This is a genomic window from Actinomadura sp. WMMB 499 (assembly GCF_008824145.1).
Taxonomy (GTDB): Bacteria; Actinomycetota; Actinomycetes; order Streptosporangiales; family Streptosporangiaceae; genus Spirillospora.
Window position 1 is genome coordinate 566,706 of record NZ_CP044407.1, and the last position, 18,565, is coordinate 585,270.

Here is an 18,565-nt window from a genome sequence, read left to right on the forward strand (position 1 = left end):
CTACCCCTTCCAACACCAGCGCTACTGGCTCGAAACCACTCCGGCGCGCCAGGGTGATGAGAGTTCCCCGCTGTGGGAGGCGATCGAGAAAGGGGACGTCCCGGCAGTCGCCGCGACGCTGGACGTGCCGGAGGACGCGCTCGGGCAGGTCGTGCCCGCGCTCGCGAGCTGGCGGAGCGGGCTGCGCGAGCGGGCGGTCGTGGACGGCTGGCGCTACCGGGTGGCGTGGTCCGCGCTCAGAGCGGACGGGGCCGCCGCGCCGGTCGGTGTCTGGGCCGTCCGCGCGGAGGAGGACGACGCGCTCGCCGTCGCGCTGACCACCGCGCTCGTCCGGCGCGGTGTCGACGCGCGCATCGTCCCTCCCGGGGAGGAGATCGACGCGGAGACGACCGGGGGAATCCTGTCGCTGCCCGCACTGGACGACGCCCCCCTGCGCGACGGGCACGCCGTCCCGCGCGGCCTGGCGGACACGCTCCGGCTGGTCCAGGGCCCGGCACCGGCGCGCGTGTGGTGCCTGACCCAGGGCGCGGTCGGCACCGGCCCGGACGCCCCTCCGGCGCGGCCTCTCCAGGCGCACGTGTGGGGCCTGGGGCGGGTCGCCGCGCTGGAGCATCCGGCACGCTGGGGCGGCCTCGTCGACCTGCCCGCCGCACCGGACGAACGCACCTGGGATCAGCTCTGCCAGGCCCTGGCGAACACCTCGGGCGAGGACCAGATGGCGCTGCGCCCGGCGGGGGTGCTGGCGCGCAGGATCGTGCGCGCTCCCCTGGCCGGGCGGCCGTCCCGCCGGACCTGGACGCCGCGCGGTACCACGCTCGTCACCGGCGGGACCGGCGCGCTCGGACGTCCGCTGGCGCTCGCGCTGGCCGAGCGCGGCGCCGAGCACCTGGTGCTGGTCGGCCGCCGGGGCCCGGACGCGCCGGGCGCCGCCGCGCTCGCCGAACGGCTCCGCGCGCTCGGCGCCCGCGTCACGATCGCCGGCTGCGACGTCACCTCACGGGAGGCGCTGTCGGCGGTGCTGGCGGCGATCCCCGCGGACGCACCGCTGTCGTCGGTCTTCCATCTCGCCGGCGTCGTCGACCACCAGCCCCTCGACGAGATCACCACGGACCGGCTGGACGCGGTGATCCGCTCGAAGACCACCGGGGCCGCGCTGCTGGACGAACTGACCCGCGACCTGGACCTGTCGGCGTTCGTGCTCTTCTCGTCCAACGCCGGAACGTGGGGCAGCGGCGGTCAGGCCGCCTACGCGTCCGCGAACGCCTACCTCGACGCGCTCGCCGAGGCCCGGCGCGCGCGGGGACGCACCGCGACGTCGGTGTCCTGGGGCGCCTGGGGCGAGACGGGGCTGGCCGCCGAGGATGACGTCGCCGACTATCTGCGGCGGCGCGGTCAGTTGCCGATGGCCCCCGAGTCGGCCCGCACCGCGTTGTGGCAGGCGCTCGACCACGACGAGACCGCCGTCTGCGTCGCCAACGTCGAGTGGGAGACCTACGCGGCGGCGTTCACCGCGGCCCGTCCGAGCCCCCTGATCTCGGACCTGCCCGACGTACGCGGCGCCGATCCGGTCGCGAACACCGACGCCATCGCGGCGCCCGGGGCGGCCGAAGAGCTGCGCGCGCGGCTGACACCGCTCCCCGAGGCCGACCGGCTCGCCGAGCTGACGGCGCTCGTCCGCTCCCACGCGTCGGCCGCTCTCGGCCATGGCGCGGCCGACGCAGTCGAACCGGACCTGCCTTTCAAGGACGTCGGTTTCGACTCGCTGATCGCGGTCGACCTGCGCAACCGCCTCACCGCGGCGACGGGCGTGCGGCTCCCCGCGACGCTCGCCTTCGACCATCCGACGCCGCGCGCGGTCGCGGAGCTGCTCCGGACGGAGCTGGTCGCGGACGGCGCCCCGACGGAGGCGTCGCTGCTCGCGGGCCTCGACCGCCTGGACGCGGACCTGGCCGAGCTGGACCCGGGCGACGCGATCCGGCGCAAGGTCGCGGGCCGCCTCCAGGTGCTGCTCGCCAAGTGGGGCGAGGGCAACGGGCGGGGCGACGCGTCCGACCATCACCGGGACCTCGCGTCGGCCTCCGCCGACGAGGTCCTGGAACTCATCCACGAGGAACTCGGCAAGTCCTGACCGTCCACTCCCGATCCGCCCGCCTCAGTCGAAGGAGCCACTGCGGACATGGCCACGGAACAGAAGCTGCTCGACAACCTGAAGTGGGTCACCGCGGAGCTGCGCCAGGCGCGGCAGCGGCTGCGCGAGGTGGAGGCCCAGGCGGACGAGCCGATCGCCGTCGTCGGGATGGCGTGCCGTTTCCCCGGTGGTGTGCGCGGCCCGAGGACCTGTGGCGTCTGGTCATGGACGGCACCGACGCCATCGGCGAGTTCCCCACGGACCGGGGCTGGAACCTGGACGCGCTGTTCGGGGCGGACGGCGGCGACTCCCACACCTCCCACACCCGGCACGGCGGTTTCCTGGACGACGTGTCGGGCTTCGACGCCGAGTTCTTCGGGATCTCGCCGCGCGAGGCGCTCGCCATGGACCCGCAGCAGCGGCTGCTGCTGGAGACGTCCTGGGAGGCGGTCGAGCGGGCGGGCATCGCGCCCGGGTCGCTGCGTGGCAGCCAGACCGGCGTGTTCGTCGGCGCGGCCTATGCCGGCTACGGGCCTGGGGTGTACGCGGCGCCGGAGAACGTGGAGGGCCACGTCCTCACCGGCGCCTCACCGGCCGTCGCCTCCGGGCGCATCGCTTATACCCTCGGCCTGCACGGCCCCGCGATCACCCTGGACACGATGTGCTCGTCGTCGCTGGTCGCGCTGCATCTCGCCGGGGAGGCGCTGCGCCGGGGCGAGTGCGGACTCGCCCTGGCCGGCGGCGCGGTGGCGATCGCGACGCCGGGGGCGTTCGTCGAGTTCAGCCGGCAGGGCGGGCTGGCGCCGGACGGCCGCTGCAAGGCGTTCTCCGACGCGGCGGATGGAACCGGCTGGGCCGAAGGCGTTGGCGTGCTGCTGCTGGAACGGCTCTCGGACGCCGAACGCAACGGCCGCCGGGTGCTGGCCGTGCTGCGCGGTTCGGCCGTCAACCAGGACGGTGCGAGTAACGGCCTCACCGCCCCCAACGGTCTGTCGCAGCAGCGCGTCATCGAGCAGGCGCTGGCGAACGCGCGGTTGTCGGGCGCGGACGTGGACGTGGTGGAGGCGCACGGGACGGGGACGTCGCTGGGCGATCCGATCGAGGCGCAGGCGCTGCTGGCGACGTACGGGCGGAACCGTCCGCAGGATCGTCCGCTGTGGCTCGGCTCGGTGAAGTCCAATCTCGGCCACCCGCAGGCCGCGGCGGGAGTCGCCGGGGTCATCAAGGCGGTCATGGCGGTGCGGAACGGCGTCCTGCCGCCGACGCTGCACGCGGACGAACCGTCGCGGGAGGTGGACTGGTCGTCGGGCGCGGTGCGCCTGCTCACCGAGGCGACACCGTGGCCGGACGTCGACCGTCCCCGGCGCGCCGCCGTGTCGGCGTTCGGCGCGAGCGGCACGAACGCGCACGTGATCCTCGAAGCAGTGCCGGACGCGCCGACCGAGTCGCCGGTTTCTGCCGGGGGTTCTGTGGTGTGGGTGGTGTCGGGGCGCGGGGTGGGTGCGCTGCGCGAGCAGGCGCGGCGAGTGGCCGACTGGGCGCGTAGCGCCGACGAGGCCGACGACCCGGCGTTCGCGGGACGGGTGGCCGGAGCGTTGGTGTCGGGCCGGTCGCTGTTCGAGGACCGTGCCGCGGTGATCGGTTCAACCACCGGTGAGCTGGCGGCCGGACTGGACGCGGTCGCCGAAAACCGCGACGCCGCACATGTGGTGACCGGACGCGTGACGCCCGGGGCCCAAGGCAAGACGGTGTTCGTTTTCCCGGGTCAGGGCTCGCAGTGGCCCGGGATGGGCCGGGCCCTCACGGCCGAATCACCGGCTTTCGCCGCCGCGATGGCCGAATGCGAGGACGCACTGACCGCGCACGTGGACTGGTCACTCACCCAGGTCTTGGATGAGCCCGACGACAGCCCGGTGTGGGAACGCACCGACGTGGTCCAGCCCGTCCTGTTCGCCGTCATGGTGTCCCTGGCCAGGCTGTGGCAAGCACACGGCGTCACCCCCGACACCGTCATCGGGCACTCCCAAGGCGAGATCGCCGCCGCCCACATCGCCGGAGCCCTCACCCTCACCGACGCCGCCCAAGTCGTCGCGTTGCGCTCTTCCTTGCTGACGCGGCTAGAGGGAACCGGCGGCATGGCCCACATCGCCGCGCCCCCCGGCGACCTCCCACTGCACGACATCCAGGACGTCTCCATCGCGGCGGTCAACGGACCGGCCTCCACCACCGTCTCCGGCCCCGACACTGCCCTAGAAGAACTCATCGCCCGCTGCCACGACACCGGGATGCGCGCCAAACGCATCCCGGTCGCCTACCCCTCCCACCACCCCGCCATCGACACCCTCCACCACGACCTGATCACCGCCCTGGACGGCATCACCCCCAGCCACCGGATCTGGACTGGGTCTCGACCACCACCGGGCGGCACAACCCCAGTCCCGACCCCGCCTACTGGTTCACCAACCTGCGCGAAACCGTCAAACTGCACGACACCATCACCGCACTCAGCGACACCCACACCACCTACCTGGAGATCAGCCCCCACCCCATCCTCACCACCGACCTCACCCACACCCTCACCACCACCCAAACCAGCACGGGCACCCCCACCGGCCAGCCCGAACCCCTCATCCACCACACCCTCACCCGCGACCACCCCACCCACGCCCACCTCCACAACCTCGCCCACCTCCACACCCACACCACCCACCCCGTCACCTACGCACCCACCCCCACCACCGCCCACCACACCGCCACCCGCCTCCCCACCTACCCCTTCCAACACCAGCACTACTGGCTCGAAGCCCCCACCGCTCCGGCCCATGGGAACGGGAACGGCCACGCGCCCGGCGAGACGCACCTGTGGAGTGCGGTGGACGACGGGGATGTCGGCGCGCTCGCCGCGACGCTGAACCTGGAGCGGGAGGCGCTGGCCGACGTCGTGCCCGCGCTGGCGAGCTGGCGGCGGAATCTGCGCCGTGACGGCACGCTGGACCAGCGGCGGTACAAGATCGTGTGGAAGCCGTACACGCCGGGTCCCGGGCACCGGACGGGACACTGGCTCGTGCTGGCCCCGGCCGGTTCCGCGACGGCGCGCGCGGTCGCGGACGGACTGACGCGGCACGGCGCCCGGGTGCGGACGGCCGACGTGCCCGCCGACGGGACCGGAGCGGCCGAGGCGTTGCGGGCCACGGTGGACGAGGACGGGTTCGACGGGATCGTCTCCCTGCTGTCGCTGGACGGGGACGCGGTGCAGGGTGCCCCGCACGTCCCGGCGGGTGCGGCGGGGACGGCCGCTCTCGTCCGCGCGGCGGGCGAGGCGGGTTTCACGGGACGCGTGTGGGCGCTCACCCGCCAGGCCGTCCGCACCGGCGCGGACGACGCGCCGCCGGACCCGGACCAGGCGGTGACGTGGGGACTCGGCCTGGTGGCGGCGCTGGAGCATCCGCGCCTGTGGGGCGGGCTGATCGACCTGCCCGCCGAGCCCGACGGGCGGACCTGGGAACGGCTGTGCGGGATCCTCACCGATGCGGGTGAGGAGGACCAGCTCGCCGTCCGGGCGGCGGGAGTCCGGGTGCGCCGGCTCGCGCACGCCCCGCTGCACGGACGTCCGGCCGCCCGCGCGTGGCGTCCGGACGGCACGGTGCTCGTCACGGGCGGGACCGGGACGCTCGGCGCGCACGTGGCACGGCACCTGGCCGCGCGGGGCGCGCCGCACCTGCTGCTGGTGAGCCGCCGCGGCGTGGACGCGCCGGGCGCGGCGGAGCTGCGGGCCGAGCTTGCCGCGCACGGCACGGACGTCACGTTCGCCCGCTGCGACGTCGCCGACCGGGCGGCGCTGGCGGCGCTGCTGGAGACCGTCCCGGTGGAACGGCCCCTGACGGCCGTGGTGCACACGGCCGCCGTGCTGGACGACTGCGTGGTGGACGCACTGTCGCCCGAGCGGATGGATCCGGTGCTGGCGGTGAAGGCGCGGGGCGCGCTGAACCTGCACGAGCTGACCGAGGGGCTGGACCTGACGGCGTTCGTGCTGTTCTCGTCGTTCTCGGCGACGTTCGGTTCACCGGGGCTCGCCAACTACGCTCCGGGGAACGCCTTCCTCGACGCGCTGGCGGAGCGGCGGCGCGCGATGGGGCTGCCCGGCACGTCGATCGCGTGGGGGAGCTGGGCGGGCGGCGGGATGGCCGCGGGTCGCGTGGGCGAGCGGGCCCGGTCGCACGGCCTGTTCGAGCTGGCTCCGGAGGAGGCGGTCGCGGCGTTCCAGCAGGTTCTCGACCATGACGAGACGTTCCGGCTGATCGCCGACATCCGGTGGGACCGCTTCTCGCCGATCTTCGCGGCGGAGCGGCCGAGCCCGCTGGTCGGCGACCTTCCCGAGATCCGCGCGGCGGCCGCGGCGCGGGCCGCCCACCCCGATGGTGAGGCGGACGGCCTGCGCCGCCGCCTGGCGGGCCGGTCGGGCCCGGAGCTGGTCGAGTCGCTGACCGAGCTCGTACGCGCGCACGTCGCCGAGGTGCTGGGGCACCGTTCGGCGGAGGCGATCGACCCGGGCCGTGCGCTCGGCGAGATCGGGTTCGACTCGCTGACGGCGGTGGAACTGCGCAACCGGCTCGCCGCGCTCACCGGACTGCGGTTGCCGGCGACGCTGGTGTTCGACCATCCGACGGCGGCGCACATCGCGCGGCTGCTGGCCGCCGAGCTGGGGGACGAACCGGACGCCGGGCGGGCGGCGCCGGTCGTGGTCACCGCGGCGCCGGACGAGCCCCTCGCGATCGTCGGGATGGCGTGCCGGTTCCCGGGCGGGGTGCGGTCGCCGGAGGATCTGTGGGAGCTGGTGCTGTCGGGCACCGACGCGATCGGTGACTTCCCGTCCGACCGGGGCTGGGACCTGGACGGCCTGTTCGACCCCGACCCGGAGCGGCCCGGCACCAGCTACGCGCGGCACGGCGGGTTCCTGTACGACGTGGGCGACTTCGACGCCGGGTTCTTCGGAATCTCACCGCGCGAGGCGCTGGCCATGGACCCGCAGCAGCGCGTCCTGCTGGAGATCGCCTGGGAGGCGATCGAGCACGCGCGGATCGACCCGGAGTCGCTGCGCGGCACCGCGACCGGGACGTTCGTCGGCTGCAACCAGCCCCAGTACGGCGGCGGACTGGACCGGATACCGCCGGGGCTGGAAGGGCACCTGCTCACCGGGACCAACGCGAGCGTGGTGTCCGGGCGGGTGGCCTACACGCTCGGGCTCGAAGGCCCGGCGGTCACCGTCGACACCGCCTGCTCCTCGTCGCTGGTCGCGCTGCACCTGGCGGCGCGGGCCGTCCGCGACGGCGAATGCACCCTCGCCCTCGCCGGCGGCGTCGGCATCCTCGCCACGGCGGATCCGTTCCTCGGGTTCAGCCGCCAGCGCGGCCTCGCCCGCGACGGGCGGTGCAAGGCGTTCGGGGCCGGAGCCGACGGCATCGGCCTGGCCGAAGGCGCCGGACTCGTCCTCATCGAACGCCTCAGCCACGCCCGGCGCCACCACCACCCCGTCCTCGCCCTCCTCCGCTCCACCGCCACCAACCAGGACGGCGCCAGCAACGGACTCTCCGCACCCAACGGACCCGCACAACAACGCGTCATCCACCAAGCCCTCACCAACGCCCGCCTCACCCCCACCGACATCGACACCATCGAAACCCACGGCACCGGCACCCCCCTCGGCGACCCCATCGAGGCGCAGGCCCTGCACGCCGGGTACGGGCGCGACCGCTCCCCCGATCTGCCGCTGTACATCGGATCGGTCAAGTCGAACATCGGGCACACGGCGGCGGCGGCCGGGATCGCCGGCGTGATCAAAACCGTGTCGGCGCTGCGGCACGCGACGCTGCCCCGCACGCTGCACGCCGACGAGCCGTCCCCGCACGTCGACTGGTCGTCCGGCACGCTGGTCCCGGTCACCGAGACGCTCCCGTGGCCGGAGACGGGCCGGCCGCGCCGGGCCGGGGTGTCCTCCTTCGGCATCAGCGGCACCAACGCCCACCTCATCCTCGAACAGGCCCCCGAACCCCAACCCGAACCCGAACCCCGACCCGCCGAACCCACCGGGCCGATCCCCTGGGTGCTGTCCGCGCGGGACGAAGTGGCGCTGGCGGCCCAGGCGGACCGGCTGCGCGCGTTCGCCGCGGATCACCCGGACGCGGAGCCCGCCGACGTGGCCCACTCCCTCGCGACGACGCGCGCCCGGCTCCCCGTCCGCGCCGTGGTGATCGCCGGGGACCGGCAGGAGGCGCTGTCCGGGCTGGCCGCGCTCGCCGGCGGCGCCCCGTCCCCCGCCGTGGTGACCGGTGCTCCCGGCGCCCCTGGCCGGACCGTCTTCGTCTACCCGGGCCAGGGCGCGCAGTGGGCGGGCATGGGCGCGGAGCTGATGGACGCCTCGCCGGTCTTCGCGGACGCGATCGTGCGATGCGAGCAGGCGCTCGCCCCGCACGTCGACTGGTCGCTGACCGAGGCGCTGCGCACCGGGGACGGCCTGGACCGGGTCGATGTCGTCCAGCCGGCGCTGTTCTCTGTCATGGTCGCGCTCACCGAGCAGTGGCGGGCCCTGGGCGTCGTCCCCGACGCGGTACTCGGTCACTCCCAGGGCGAGATCGTCGCGGCGTGGGCCGCCGGCGCCCTCACCCTCGACAACGCCGCCATGGTCGTCGCGGTGCGCAGCCGTGCGCTGCGGACGCTGGCGGGCCGGGGCGGCATGGTGTCGGTGCCGCTGCCGGCGGCGGACGTCCGGGAGCGGATCGCGGCCCGGCCGGGACGGATCGACGTCGCCGCCGTCAACGGGCCCGAGGCCACCGTCGTCGCGGGCGAGCCCGGCGCGCTGGAGGAACTGCTCGCCGGATGCGCGGCCGACGGTGTCCAGGCCCGCCGGATCACGGTGGATTACGCCTCGCACACCGCGCAGGTGGAGGCGATCCGCGACGACCTGGTCGCGGCCCTGGCGGGCATCGCCCCCCGCCCCTGCGGCACCGCGTTCGTCTCGACGGTGACCGGCGACCGGCTCGACGGAACGGAGCTGGACGCCGGGTACTGGTACCGCAACCTGCGGCACACCGTCGAGCTGGAGCGGGCGACCGAGACGCTGCACGAGGACGGTCACCGCACCTTCGTGGAGGTGAGCCCGCACCCGGTGCTGACCGTCGCCGTCCAGCAGACCCTCGACGCTGGAGCCGAGCGTTTCCGCGGCGCCCTGGCGTTCGGGACGCTGCGCCGCGACGACGGCGGGACGGCGCGGCTGCTGGCGTCGGCCGCCGCGCTGTGGGCGTCCGGACGGGACGTGGACTGGACGGCGGCGCTTCCCGGCGGGCGGCGGGCCGTCGACCTGCCGACGTACGCGTTCCAGCGCCGGCGCTACTGGCTGGTACCCGGCCCCTCCGCCGGGGCGCGGCCCGGCGGCCTGACGCCGGGCGGCCACCCGATCCTGACGGCGGCCGTCACCGTCGCCGACCGGGACACCCTGCTGCTCACCGGCCGCCTGTCGGCGCGCACGCACCCGTGGGTCGCCGAACACGCCGTCACCGGGACGGTGCTGCTGCCCGGCACCGCCTTCCTGGACCTCGCGCTGCACGCCGGGCACCGCGCGGGCCTGCCCCACGTGCGTGAGCTGACGCTGCACACGCCCCTGCTCCTGGACGAGGGCGCCGCCGTGCAGGTGCAGGTCACGGTGCACCCGCCGGACGAGCACGGCCGCCGGCAGGTGACCGTGCACTCGCGGCCGGACACCGGCGAGGACGACCCGCCGTGGACCAGGCACGCCACCGGCGACCTGGGCGAGGCGCCGCAGGACGCGCCCGCCGCGCCCGGCGCGGCGGCCTGGCCGCCCGCGGGCGCGGAGCCGCTCGCCGTCGAGGACCTGTACGCACGGCTCGCCCGGCACGGCTACCGGTACGGACCGGCCTTCCAAGGCGTCACCGCCGCCTGGCGCGGAACCGGCGGCGAGGTGCACGGCGCGATCCGGCTTCCCGAGGACGCCGACGCGGACGGGTACGGCGTGCACCCGGCCCTGCTCGACGCCGCACTGCACCCCCTGCTGCTGACGGCGCTGCACGACGCCGACACCGACGCCGACGCGGCGGTACGGCTGCCCTTCGCCTGGACGGGCGTCACCTTGCACGCGACCGGCGCCCGGGAGGTCCGCGCGACGCTCGTCACCGACGGCGACCGCGCCTCGGTGACGCTGACCGACCCGGCCGGCGAACCCGTCCTGACCGCCGACGGCCTGGTGTCGCGACCGCTGCCCGCCGACGTCGCCGTCTCCGGCACGACCCACCGGGACGCGCTGTTCCACTTGGACTGGACACCGGTACCGCTCCCCGAGGACGTCGCGGCCGGCGACTTCTCCCTGCACGGCGCGGACGACCACCCCCTCGCGGCGGCGCTGGACGACACCGGTCACCACGTCCGGGCCGGCGCGGCGTTCCCCGGCGCGCACGACCTCGCCGTCCTCGCCCCGCCCGGCGACGACACGCCCGCCGCGGCGCGCGCCGCCGCGGCGGAGGCGCTGCGGTTCCTCCAGGAACACCTGGCCGCCGATCCCGGCGGAACGGGCCGCCTCACGATCGTGACCCGCGCGGCGGTCGCGACGGGCCCGGGCGACGCACTGACCGGTTTGGCGCACAGCGCCGCCTGGGGGCTGGTGCGGTCCGCGCAGGCCGAGCATCCCGGCCGGTTCACCCTTCTCGACCTGGACGACGCTCCGGCGTCCGCGCGAGCGGTACCGGCGGCCCTGGCCACGGACGAGCCGCAGCTCGCCGTCCGGCAGGGCACGGCGCTCGCCCCCCGCCTGGCCCGGACGGCCGACGACGCCACGCTGCTGGCCGAACCGACGGACGGCGCCTGGCGGCTCGCCGCCGCCGGCACCGGCACGCTGGAGGACCTGACGCTGGCCGCGGACCCGGCCACGGCCGGTCCCGCTCCCGGCGAGGTCCAGGTGCGCCTGCGCGCCGGCGGCGTCAACTTCCGGGACGTCGTCGTCGCCCTCGGGATGATCGACGACCCGCGTCCGATCGGCGGGGAGGGCGCGGGCGTCGTCACCGCCGTCGGCTCCGCCGTCACCGACCTCGCTCCCGGCGACCGCGTCATGGGCCTGTTCACCACGGGGACCGGCCCCGTCACGACCGCGGACCGGCGGCTGGTCGCCCGCGTCCCCGACGGCTGGACGTTCGCGGAGGCCGCGTCCGTCCCCAGCGTCTTCCTCACCGCCTACTTCGGGCTGGTCGACATCGCCGAGGCCAGGCGCGGGGAACGGCTGCTGGTCCACGCCGCCGCCGGCGGCGTCGGCTCGGCGGCACTCCAGCTCGCCCGGCACCTCGGCCTGGAGGTGTACGCGACGGCCGGTCCCGGCAAGCACGAGACGCTGCGCGCGGCCGGCCTGCCGGACGAGCGCATCGCCTCGTCCCGCACCCTCGACTTCGCGGACGCGTTCCTGGCGGCCGGTGACGGCCAGGGCGTCGACATCGTGCTCAACGCGCTCGCCCACGAGTTCGTCGACGCCTCCCTGCGGCTGCTGCCCCGGGGCGGTCGGTTCCTGGAGATGGGCAAGACCGACCGCCGTGACCCCGGCGACGTCGCCGCGCTGCATCCCGGCGTGCGGTACCGGGCATTCGACCTGGAGGAGGCGGGGCCGGACCGGATCCAGCGGATGCTGACCGAGCTGCTGGCGCTGTTCGAGCGGGGCGTCCTGCGCCCGATCCCCCTCGCCGCCTGGGACGTGCGCCGCGCACCCGACGCGTTCCGGCACCTGAGCCAGGGCCGCAACGTCGGCAAGGTCGTGCTGACGCTGCCGGCCCCCCTCGATCCCGAGGGCACCGTGCTGATCACCGGTGGCACCGGCACGCTGGGCGGGCTGGCGGCGCGGCATCTGGCGTCCCGGCACGGGGTCAGGCACCTGCTGCTGGCCGGCCGGCGCGGCCCGGACGCGCCCGGCGCCGCCGAGCTGGCCACCGACCTGGCCGGGCTGGGCGCCGAACCGGTCATCGTCGCCTGCGACGTCTCCGACGAGACGGCGCTGCGGGAGCTGCTGGCGGCGATCCCGCCGGACCGGCCGCTGACCGCCGTCCTGCACGCCGCCGGAACCCTGGACGACGCCACGCTCGCGGCGCAGACGCCCGATCGCCTCGACGCCGTCTTCGCCGCCAAGGCCGACGCGGCCTGGAACCTGCACCGTCTCACCACCGGGCTCGACCTGGCCGCGTTCGTCCTCTTCTCCTCCGCCGCAGGCACGCTCGGCGGGCTCGGCCAGGCCAACTACGCCGCCGCCAACGCGTTCCTGGACGCGCTCGCCCACCGGCGCCGCGCCACCGGGCTCCCCGGCACCAGCCTGGCGTGGGGCTACTGGGCGCAGGAAAGCGGCCTGACCGGGCATCTCACCGAAGGCGACCGCGCGCGTTTCGCCCGCGCGGGAACCGTGCCCATCGGCACCGAGGAGGGGCTGGCGCTGCTGGACGCCACGCTCACCCACCCCCACCCGCACGTGGTGCCGTCCCGGCTGGACCTGGCGGCGCTGCGCGAGACGCGTCCCGCACCGCCGCTGCTCAGGCGGCTGCTGCCCGCCTCCCGGCGGACCGCCGCCGGGGCGTCCGGACCCGCGTCCGGCCCTGCGGACGGGCTGGCCGGGGAGCTGGCGCCGCTCGGCCGCGCCGAGCGGCTGGACCGGCTCGTCACCCTCGTCCGCGCGCACGCCGCCACCGTCCTCGGCCATGACGGCGCCGACGCGATCAGCGCCGTCCGGCCGTTCAACGAGACCGGCTTCGACTCCCTCACCAGCATCGAGCTGCGCAACCGCCTGAACACGGCCACCGGGCTCCAGCTCTCGGCGACCCTGCTGTTCGACCATCCGACGCCGGAGATCCTCGCCGCGCATCTGCACGCCCTGCTGCTCGGCGACGCCGAGGAGCCCGCACCGGCGGGCGGCGCCGCGACCGCCGGTACGGGACCGGCCGACGAGCCCATCGCGATCGTGGCGATGAGCTGCCGCTTCCCCGGCGGAGCGCGGACCCCCGAGGCCCTGTGGCGGCTGGTCGCCGACGGCACCGACGCCGTCTCCGCCTTCCCGCAGGACCGGGGCTGGGACCTGGACGGCCTGTTCGGCACCGCCGACGACGCCGGCACCAGCTACGCGCGCGAGGGCGGCTTCGTCCACGACGCCGGGGACTTCGACCCGGCCCTGTTCAACATGAGCCCCCGCGAGGCGCTGGCGACCGATCCGCAGCAGCGGCTGCTGCTGGAGACGGCGTGGGAGGCGTTCGAGCGGGCCGGGATCGACCCCGCGTCGCTGCGCGGCACGCCCACCGCCGTCTTCGCGGGCGCCTCCCCCGGGGAGTATCTCGCTCAGGCACCCGACGAGCTCGAAGGCTTCTTCACGACCGGCAGTTCCGGTGCCGTCGTGTCCGGGCGGGTGGCGTACACGTTCGGGCTGGAGGGGCCCGCCGTCACCGTGGACACGGCCTGCTCGTCGTCACTGGTGGCGCTGCACCTGGCCTGCCAGGCGCTGCGGTCGGGCGAATGCTCGCTCGCCCTCGCCGGCGGTGTGGCCGTGATGGCCGCGCCGTCACCGTTCGTGGTCTTCAGCCGGCAGCGGGGGTTGGCGGTGGACGGGCGGTGCAAGGCGTTCGGTGCGGGGGCGGACGGGACGGGTTGGGGGGAGGGGGTGGGGCTGGTGCTGGTGGAGCGGTTGTCGGACGCGGTGCGCAACGGTCGGCGGGTGCTGGCGGTGGTGCGGGGTTCGGCGGTGAATCAGGACGGTGCCAGCAACGGTCTCACCGCGCCGAACGGGCCTTCGCAGCGGCGCGTGATCGGCCAGGCGCTCGCCGCCGCCGGCCTGGCCCCGGCCGACGTCGACGCCGTCGAGGCGCACGGAACCGGTACCGCCCTCGGCGACCCGATCGAAGCGCAGGCGCTGCTGGCCGCCTACGGCCAGGACCGGCCCGAGAGGCTGCCGTTGCGGCTGGGGTCGGTGAAGTCCAACATCGGGCACACCCAGGCCGCCGCCGGGATCGCGGGCGTCATCAAGACCGTCATGGCGCTCGAACACCGGACGCTGCCGCCGACGCTGCACGCGGACGAACCGTCACCGCACGTGGACTGGACGTCGGGCGCCGTGGAGCTGCTGACCGAGACGGTGCCGTGGCCGGACACCGGCCGCGCCCGCCGCGCCGGGGTCTCCTCGTTCGGGATCAGCGGCACCAACGCCCACGTCATCCTCGAAGAAGCCCCCGAACCCGCCCGGGAACCGGAACCCGGCACCACCGGCCACCCCCTCGGCGGCACCGCCGCCTGGGCCCTGTCGGCGCGCGGCGAACGCGCCCTGCGCGCGCAGGCCGAGCGGCTGCGCGGCCACACCGCCGGCACCGCCGCACCGGTCGCGGACATCGCCGCCTCACTCGCCCGGACGCGCGGCACCCTCGAAGACCGCGCCGTCGTCCTCGGCTCGACCCGCGAGGACTTCGAAGACGCGCTGCGCGCCGTCGCGCGCGGCGAAGCGCACCCCGACGCCGTCACCGGCACCGCCGTCGAGGGGAAGGTAGCGGTGCTGTTCTCGGGTCAGGGTTCGCAGCGGGTGGGGATGGGGCGGGGGTTGTATCGGGCGTTTCCGGTGTTCGCGGGGGCGTTCGATGCGGTGTGCGGTGAGTTGGACGGGTTGTTGGGGTGTTCGTTGGGTGAGGTGGTGTTCGAGGGGGGTGCCGAGGAGCTGGGGCGGACGGTGTTCGCTCAGGCGGGGTTGTTCGCGGTGGAGGTGGCGCTGTTCCGGTTGCTGGAGTGGCTGGGGTTGCGTGCCGATGCGGTGGCGGGGCATTCGGTGGGTGAGGTGGTGGCGGCGCATGTGGCGGGGGTGCTGTCGCTGCCGGACGCGTGCACGTTGATCGCCGCGCGCGGCACGCTGATGCAGAACCTCCCACCCGGCGGCGCCATGTACTCCGTGCAGGCGACCGAGGCCGAGGCGCTCGACCGGCTCGACGGCCTCCCCGGCGTCGCCGTCGCCGCCGTCAACTCCCCCGACCAGATCGTCATCTCCGGTGACGAGGACGCGGCCGGCGCGCTCGCCGAACAGTGGCGGGCCGAGGGGCGCCGCGTGAAGCGGCTGCGGGTGAGTCACGCGTTCCACTCCCCCCACATGGAACCCATCCTGGACCAGTTCCACCACACCATCGCCCACCTGGACTACCGCACACCCACCCTCCCCCTCATCACCTCCCGCACCGACACCACCACCGACCCCACCACCCCCCACCACTGGACCCGCCACATCCGCGACACCGTCCACTTCGCCCACACCATCACCACCCTCCACACCACCGGCACCACCACCTACCTCGAAATCGGCCCTCACCCCACGCTCACCACGGCCGCGCGGGGCGTCCTCGGCGAACTGCCCGGCGGCGAGTCCGCCGCGACGGTCCCGACGCTGCGCGACGGAGAGCCCGAGACCCGCGCCGTCCTCACCGCCCTCGCCCACCTGCACGTGCGCGGGCACTCCGCCGACTGGGGCGCGCTGGTGCCGGACGGCCGGACCGTGCCGCTGCCGACCTACGCCTTCCAGCACCGCCGGTACTGGCTGGAACGCAGGCCCCCCGCCGCCCTCGCCGGGACCGGCGGCGGGCACGCGCTGCTCACCGCCGCCGTCACCCCCGCCGACCGGGACGCGCCGCTGCTCACCGGGCGGCTCAGCGCCGCCGAGCACCCGTGGCTGGCCGACCACGCCGTCGGCGGAACCGTCCTGCTGCCCGGCGCGGCGTTCGTCGACCTCGCACTGCACGCCGGCCGCCGCGTCGCCCTGCCCGCCGTGCACGAGCTGACCATCGGCGCGCCGCTGCCGCTGCCGCCCGGCGGCGCCGTGGAGATCCAGATATCGGTCCAGGCGGCCGACGAGCGCGGGCGGCGCGCGTTCGCCGTGCACGCCCGTCCCGAACCGGCGGCACCGGGAGACCCCTGGACCACGCACGCGACCGGGGAGCTGACCACGGCGACCCCGGCCGCCGAGCCCGCCCCCGCCGCCGGTGCGGCTTGGCCGCCGCCCGGCGCCGAACCCCTTCCCGCCGAGGACCTGTACCGGCGGCTGGACGAGCAGGGCTACACCTACGGTCCGCACTTCCAGGCGCTCACCGCCGCGTGGCGCGATCCCTCCACCGGCACCGTGTACGGCGAGGTCCGGCCCGCCGGGCTCGGAACGACCGGTCACGCCGTCCACCCGGCCTTCCTGGACGCCGCCCTGCACCCGCTGATGCTCGCCGGACCCGCCGGCGGCGGCGCGTCCGGCGGTCCCGTGCACGTGCCGTTCGCTTGGACCGGCATCGTCGTCCACGCGGAGGACCCGCACCCGGCGGACGGGACGGCGGCACGGGTGACGCTGTCGGCGGACGGCGACGGCCCGGTGACGATCGACGTCGCCGCCGAGGACGGCACACCCCTGCTGACCGTCGGCGGCCTGGTGTCGCGGCCCCTCGACCCGGCCGCGCTGTCCACCGGACGCCACCACGGCACGCTGTTCCACCTGGAGTGGGACCCGGTCCCGCTACCGGACGCCACGCCGGGCGGGCACTGCACCGTCGTCACCGGCCAGGCGCCCGCCCTGGCGGCGGCGCTGCTGGACGCCCTGCGCGAGGCCGACCTGTCCTGCGACGCCGTGGAGCACCTCGACGACCTCGACCCGAACACCGCCGGAACGCGGGGCCGGGTGCTGTTCCCCGTCGTCGTCACGGACGGTGCCGAGGACGCCGCGGCGCTCGCCCACACCGCCGCCTACCGCGCCCTGACGGCGATGCAGCGCCACCTCGCCGACGACGGCGCGGAACGGCTCACCTTCGTCACGTCCGGGACGGTGTCCGCGACGCCCGGCGAGCCCGTGACCGACCTCGCCCACAGCACCCTGTGGGGTCTGGTCCGCACGGCCGGAGCCGAGCACCCGGGCCGGTTCGGCCTCATCGACCTCGACGGGCACGAGGCGTCGCGGCACGCGTTGCCCGCGGCTCTCGCGCTGGACGAACCACAGCTCGCCGTGCGCACCGGCACCCCCCGCGCGCCGCGCCTGGTGCGGACCACGGCCGACGCCGCGGCCCCCGCCGCGCCCTACGGCGGCGGGACCGTGCTGGTGACGGGCGGCACCGGCACCCTGGGCGCGCTGGTGGCCGAGCACCTGGCCGTCCGGCACGGAGTCCGCGACCTGCTGCTGGTCAGCCGCCGCGGACCGGCGGCCCCCGGGGCCGACCGGCTCGCCGCGCGGCTCACCGAGCTCGGCGCACGGCCCCGCATCGAGGCGTGCGACGCCTCCGACGCCGGCGCGCTGGCCCGGCTCGTCGCGGACCTGCCCGGCGACCGGCCGCTCACCGCCGTCGTGCACACGGCGGGCGTCCTCGACGACGCCGTCCTCACCTCGCAGAGCACCCTGCACATCGACGAGGTGTTCGCGCCGAAGGTGACGGCCGCGTGGAACCTGCACCGGCTCACCGAGGACACCGGCGCGGCCCTGCTGCTGTTCTCCTCCTCGGCGGGCAGCCTCGGCGGCCTCGGCCAGGCGAACTACGCCGCCGCCAACACCTTCCTCGACGCCCTGGCGCAGCACCGCCGGGCCCGCGGGCTGGCGGCGGTCAGCCTGGCGTGGGGACTGTGGGAGGAGGCGTCCGGCATGACCGGCGGGCTCGGGGAGAGCGACCGCGCGCGGGTCGCGCGTTCGGGCACCCTCCCGATCCCCACCGAGACCGGCATGGACCTGCTCGACGCCGCGCTCGGCCTGCCGCACGCCCATCTGGTGCCCGCCCGGCTGGACCTGGCCGTGCTGCGCGACGCGGGCGCGTCCGCTCCGCTGCTGCGCCGTCTCCTGCCGGGCGCGGGACGGTCCGACGCGACCGGGACCGGCGCCGGCGCCGACGCGTTGCCACGGCTGGAGGGGCTGGGCGAGACCGAGCAGCGGGAGCGGCTGCTGGAGGTGGTGCAGGCCCAGGCGGCGACCGTCCTCGGGCACGCCGACCCCGAGGGTGTGGGCGGCGCCCGCCCCTTCAACGAACTCGGGTTCGACTCACTGACCAGCATCGAGCTGCGCAACCGGCTGAACGGCGCCACCGGCCTGCAGCTGCCCGCCACCGTCCTGTTCGACTACCCGACCCCCGACGCGCTGGCCGGCCACCTGCGCGAGCAGCTCGCCGGGCCGGCGCCCGACCCGGCCGACGCGGTCTTCGGCGACCTGGACCGGCTGGAGGAGGCCGTCACCGACCTGACCGGCGACGACCGCGCCCGCGTCGTGCTGCGGATGCAGTCCCTGCTCGGTCGCTGGGCCAGGGACGCCGCCGCCACCGGCGGCGCGGACGGTGGCGGCGTGCAGGCCGCCGCCACCGCCGACGAGGTCATGGACTTCATCGACAAGGAACTCGGCCGCGACCTCGGCTGAGCACCCGCACCGGCGACACCGCCGCT

At 75.8% G+C, this 18,565-nt stretch carries 3 protein-coding genes and 1 pseudogene; all 4 read left to right on the plus strand.

Going from position 1 to position 18,565, the window contains the following annotated elements; translation table 11 throughout:
* The first annotated feature begins 124 nt into the window (after nt 1-124).
* The 4 genes and pseudogenes from F7P10_RS43810 to F7P10_RS02680 all read left to right on the plus strand — a co-directional run bounded on the left by F7P10_RS43810 (nt 125) and on the right by F7P10_RS02680 (nt 18,539).
* Nucleotides 125-2,128: a type I polyketide synthase gene (locus F7P10_RS43810; protein WP_151007922.1), complete on the plus strand. Its 2,004-nt coding sequence runs from the start codon at nt 125-127 to the stop codon at nt 2,126-2,128.
* Between the two features lie 48 nt (nt 2,129-2,176).
* Nucleotides 2,177-2,227: pseudogene (locus tag F7P10_RS45285) on the plus strand (polyketide synthase docking domain-containing protein); the annotation flags it as partial.
* A gap of 125 nt (nt 2,228-2,352) precedes the next feature.
* The gene (locus tag F7P10_RS43040) at nt 2,353-5,040 is read left to right on the plus strand and encodes a type I polyketide synthase (protein ID WP_218040344.1); all 2,688 of its coding nucleotides are present in this window, start codon (nt 2,353-2,355) and stop codon (nt 5,038-5,040) included.
* Nucleotides 5,001-18,539 (plus strand): type I polyketide synthase, encoded by a 13,539-nt coding sequence (locus F7P10_RS02680; RefSeq protein WP_176611272.1) that lies wholly within the window; start codon nt 5,001-5,003, stop codon nt 18,537-18,539. The genes F7P10_RS43040 and F7P10_RS02680 overlap by 40 nt, the downstream gene beginning before the upstream one ends.
* Nucleotides 18,540-18,565: the final 26 nt, after the last annotated feature.

What these genes read in the sequence shown, in the direction of transcription:
- F7P10_RS43040 (WP_218040344.1), top strand. Translation starts at nt 2,353, where the DNA reads ATGGACGGCACCGACGCCATCGGCGAGTTCCCCACGGACCGGGGCTGG.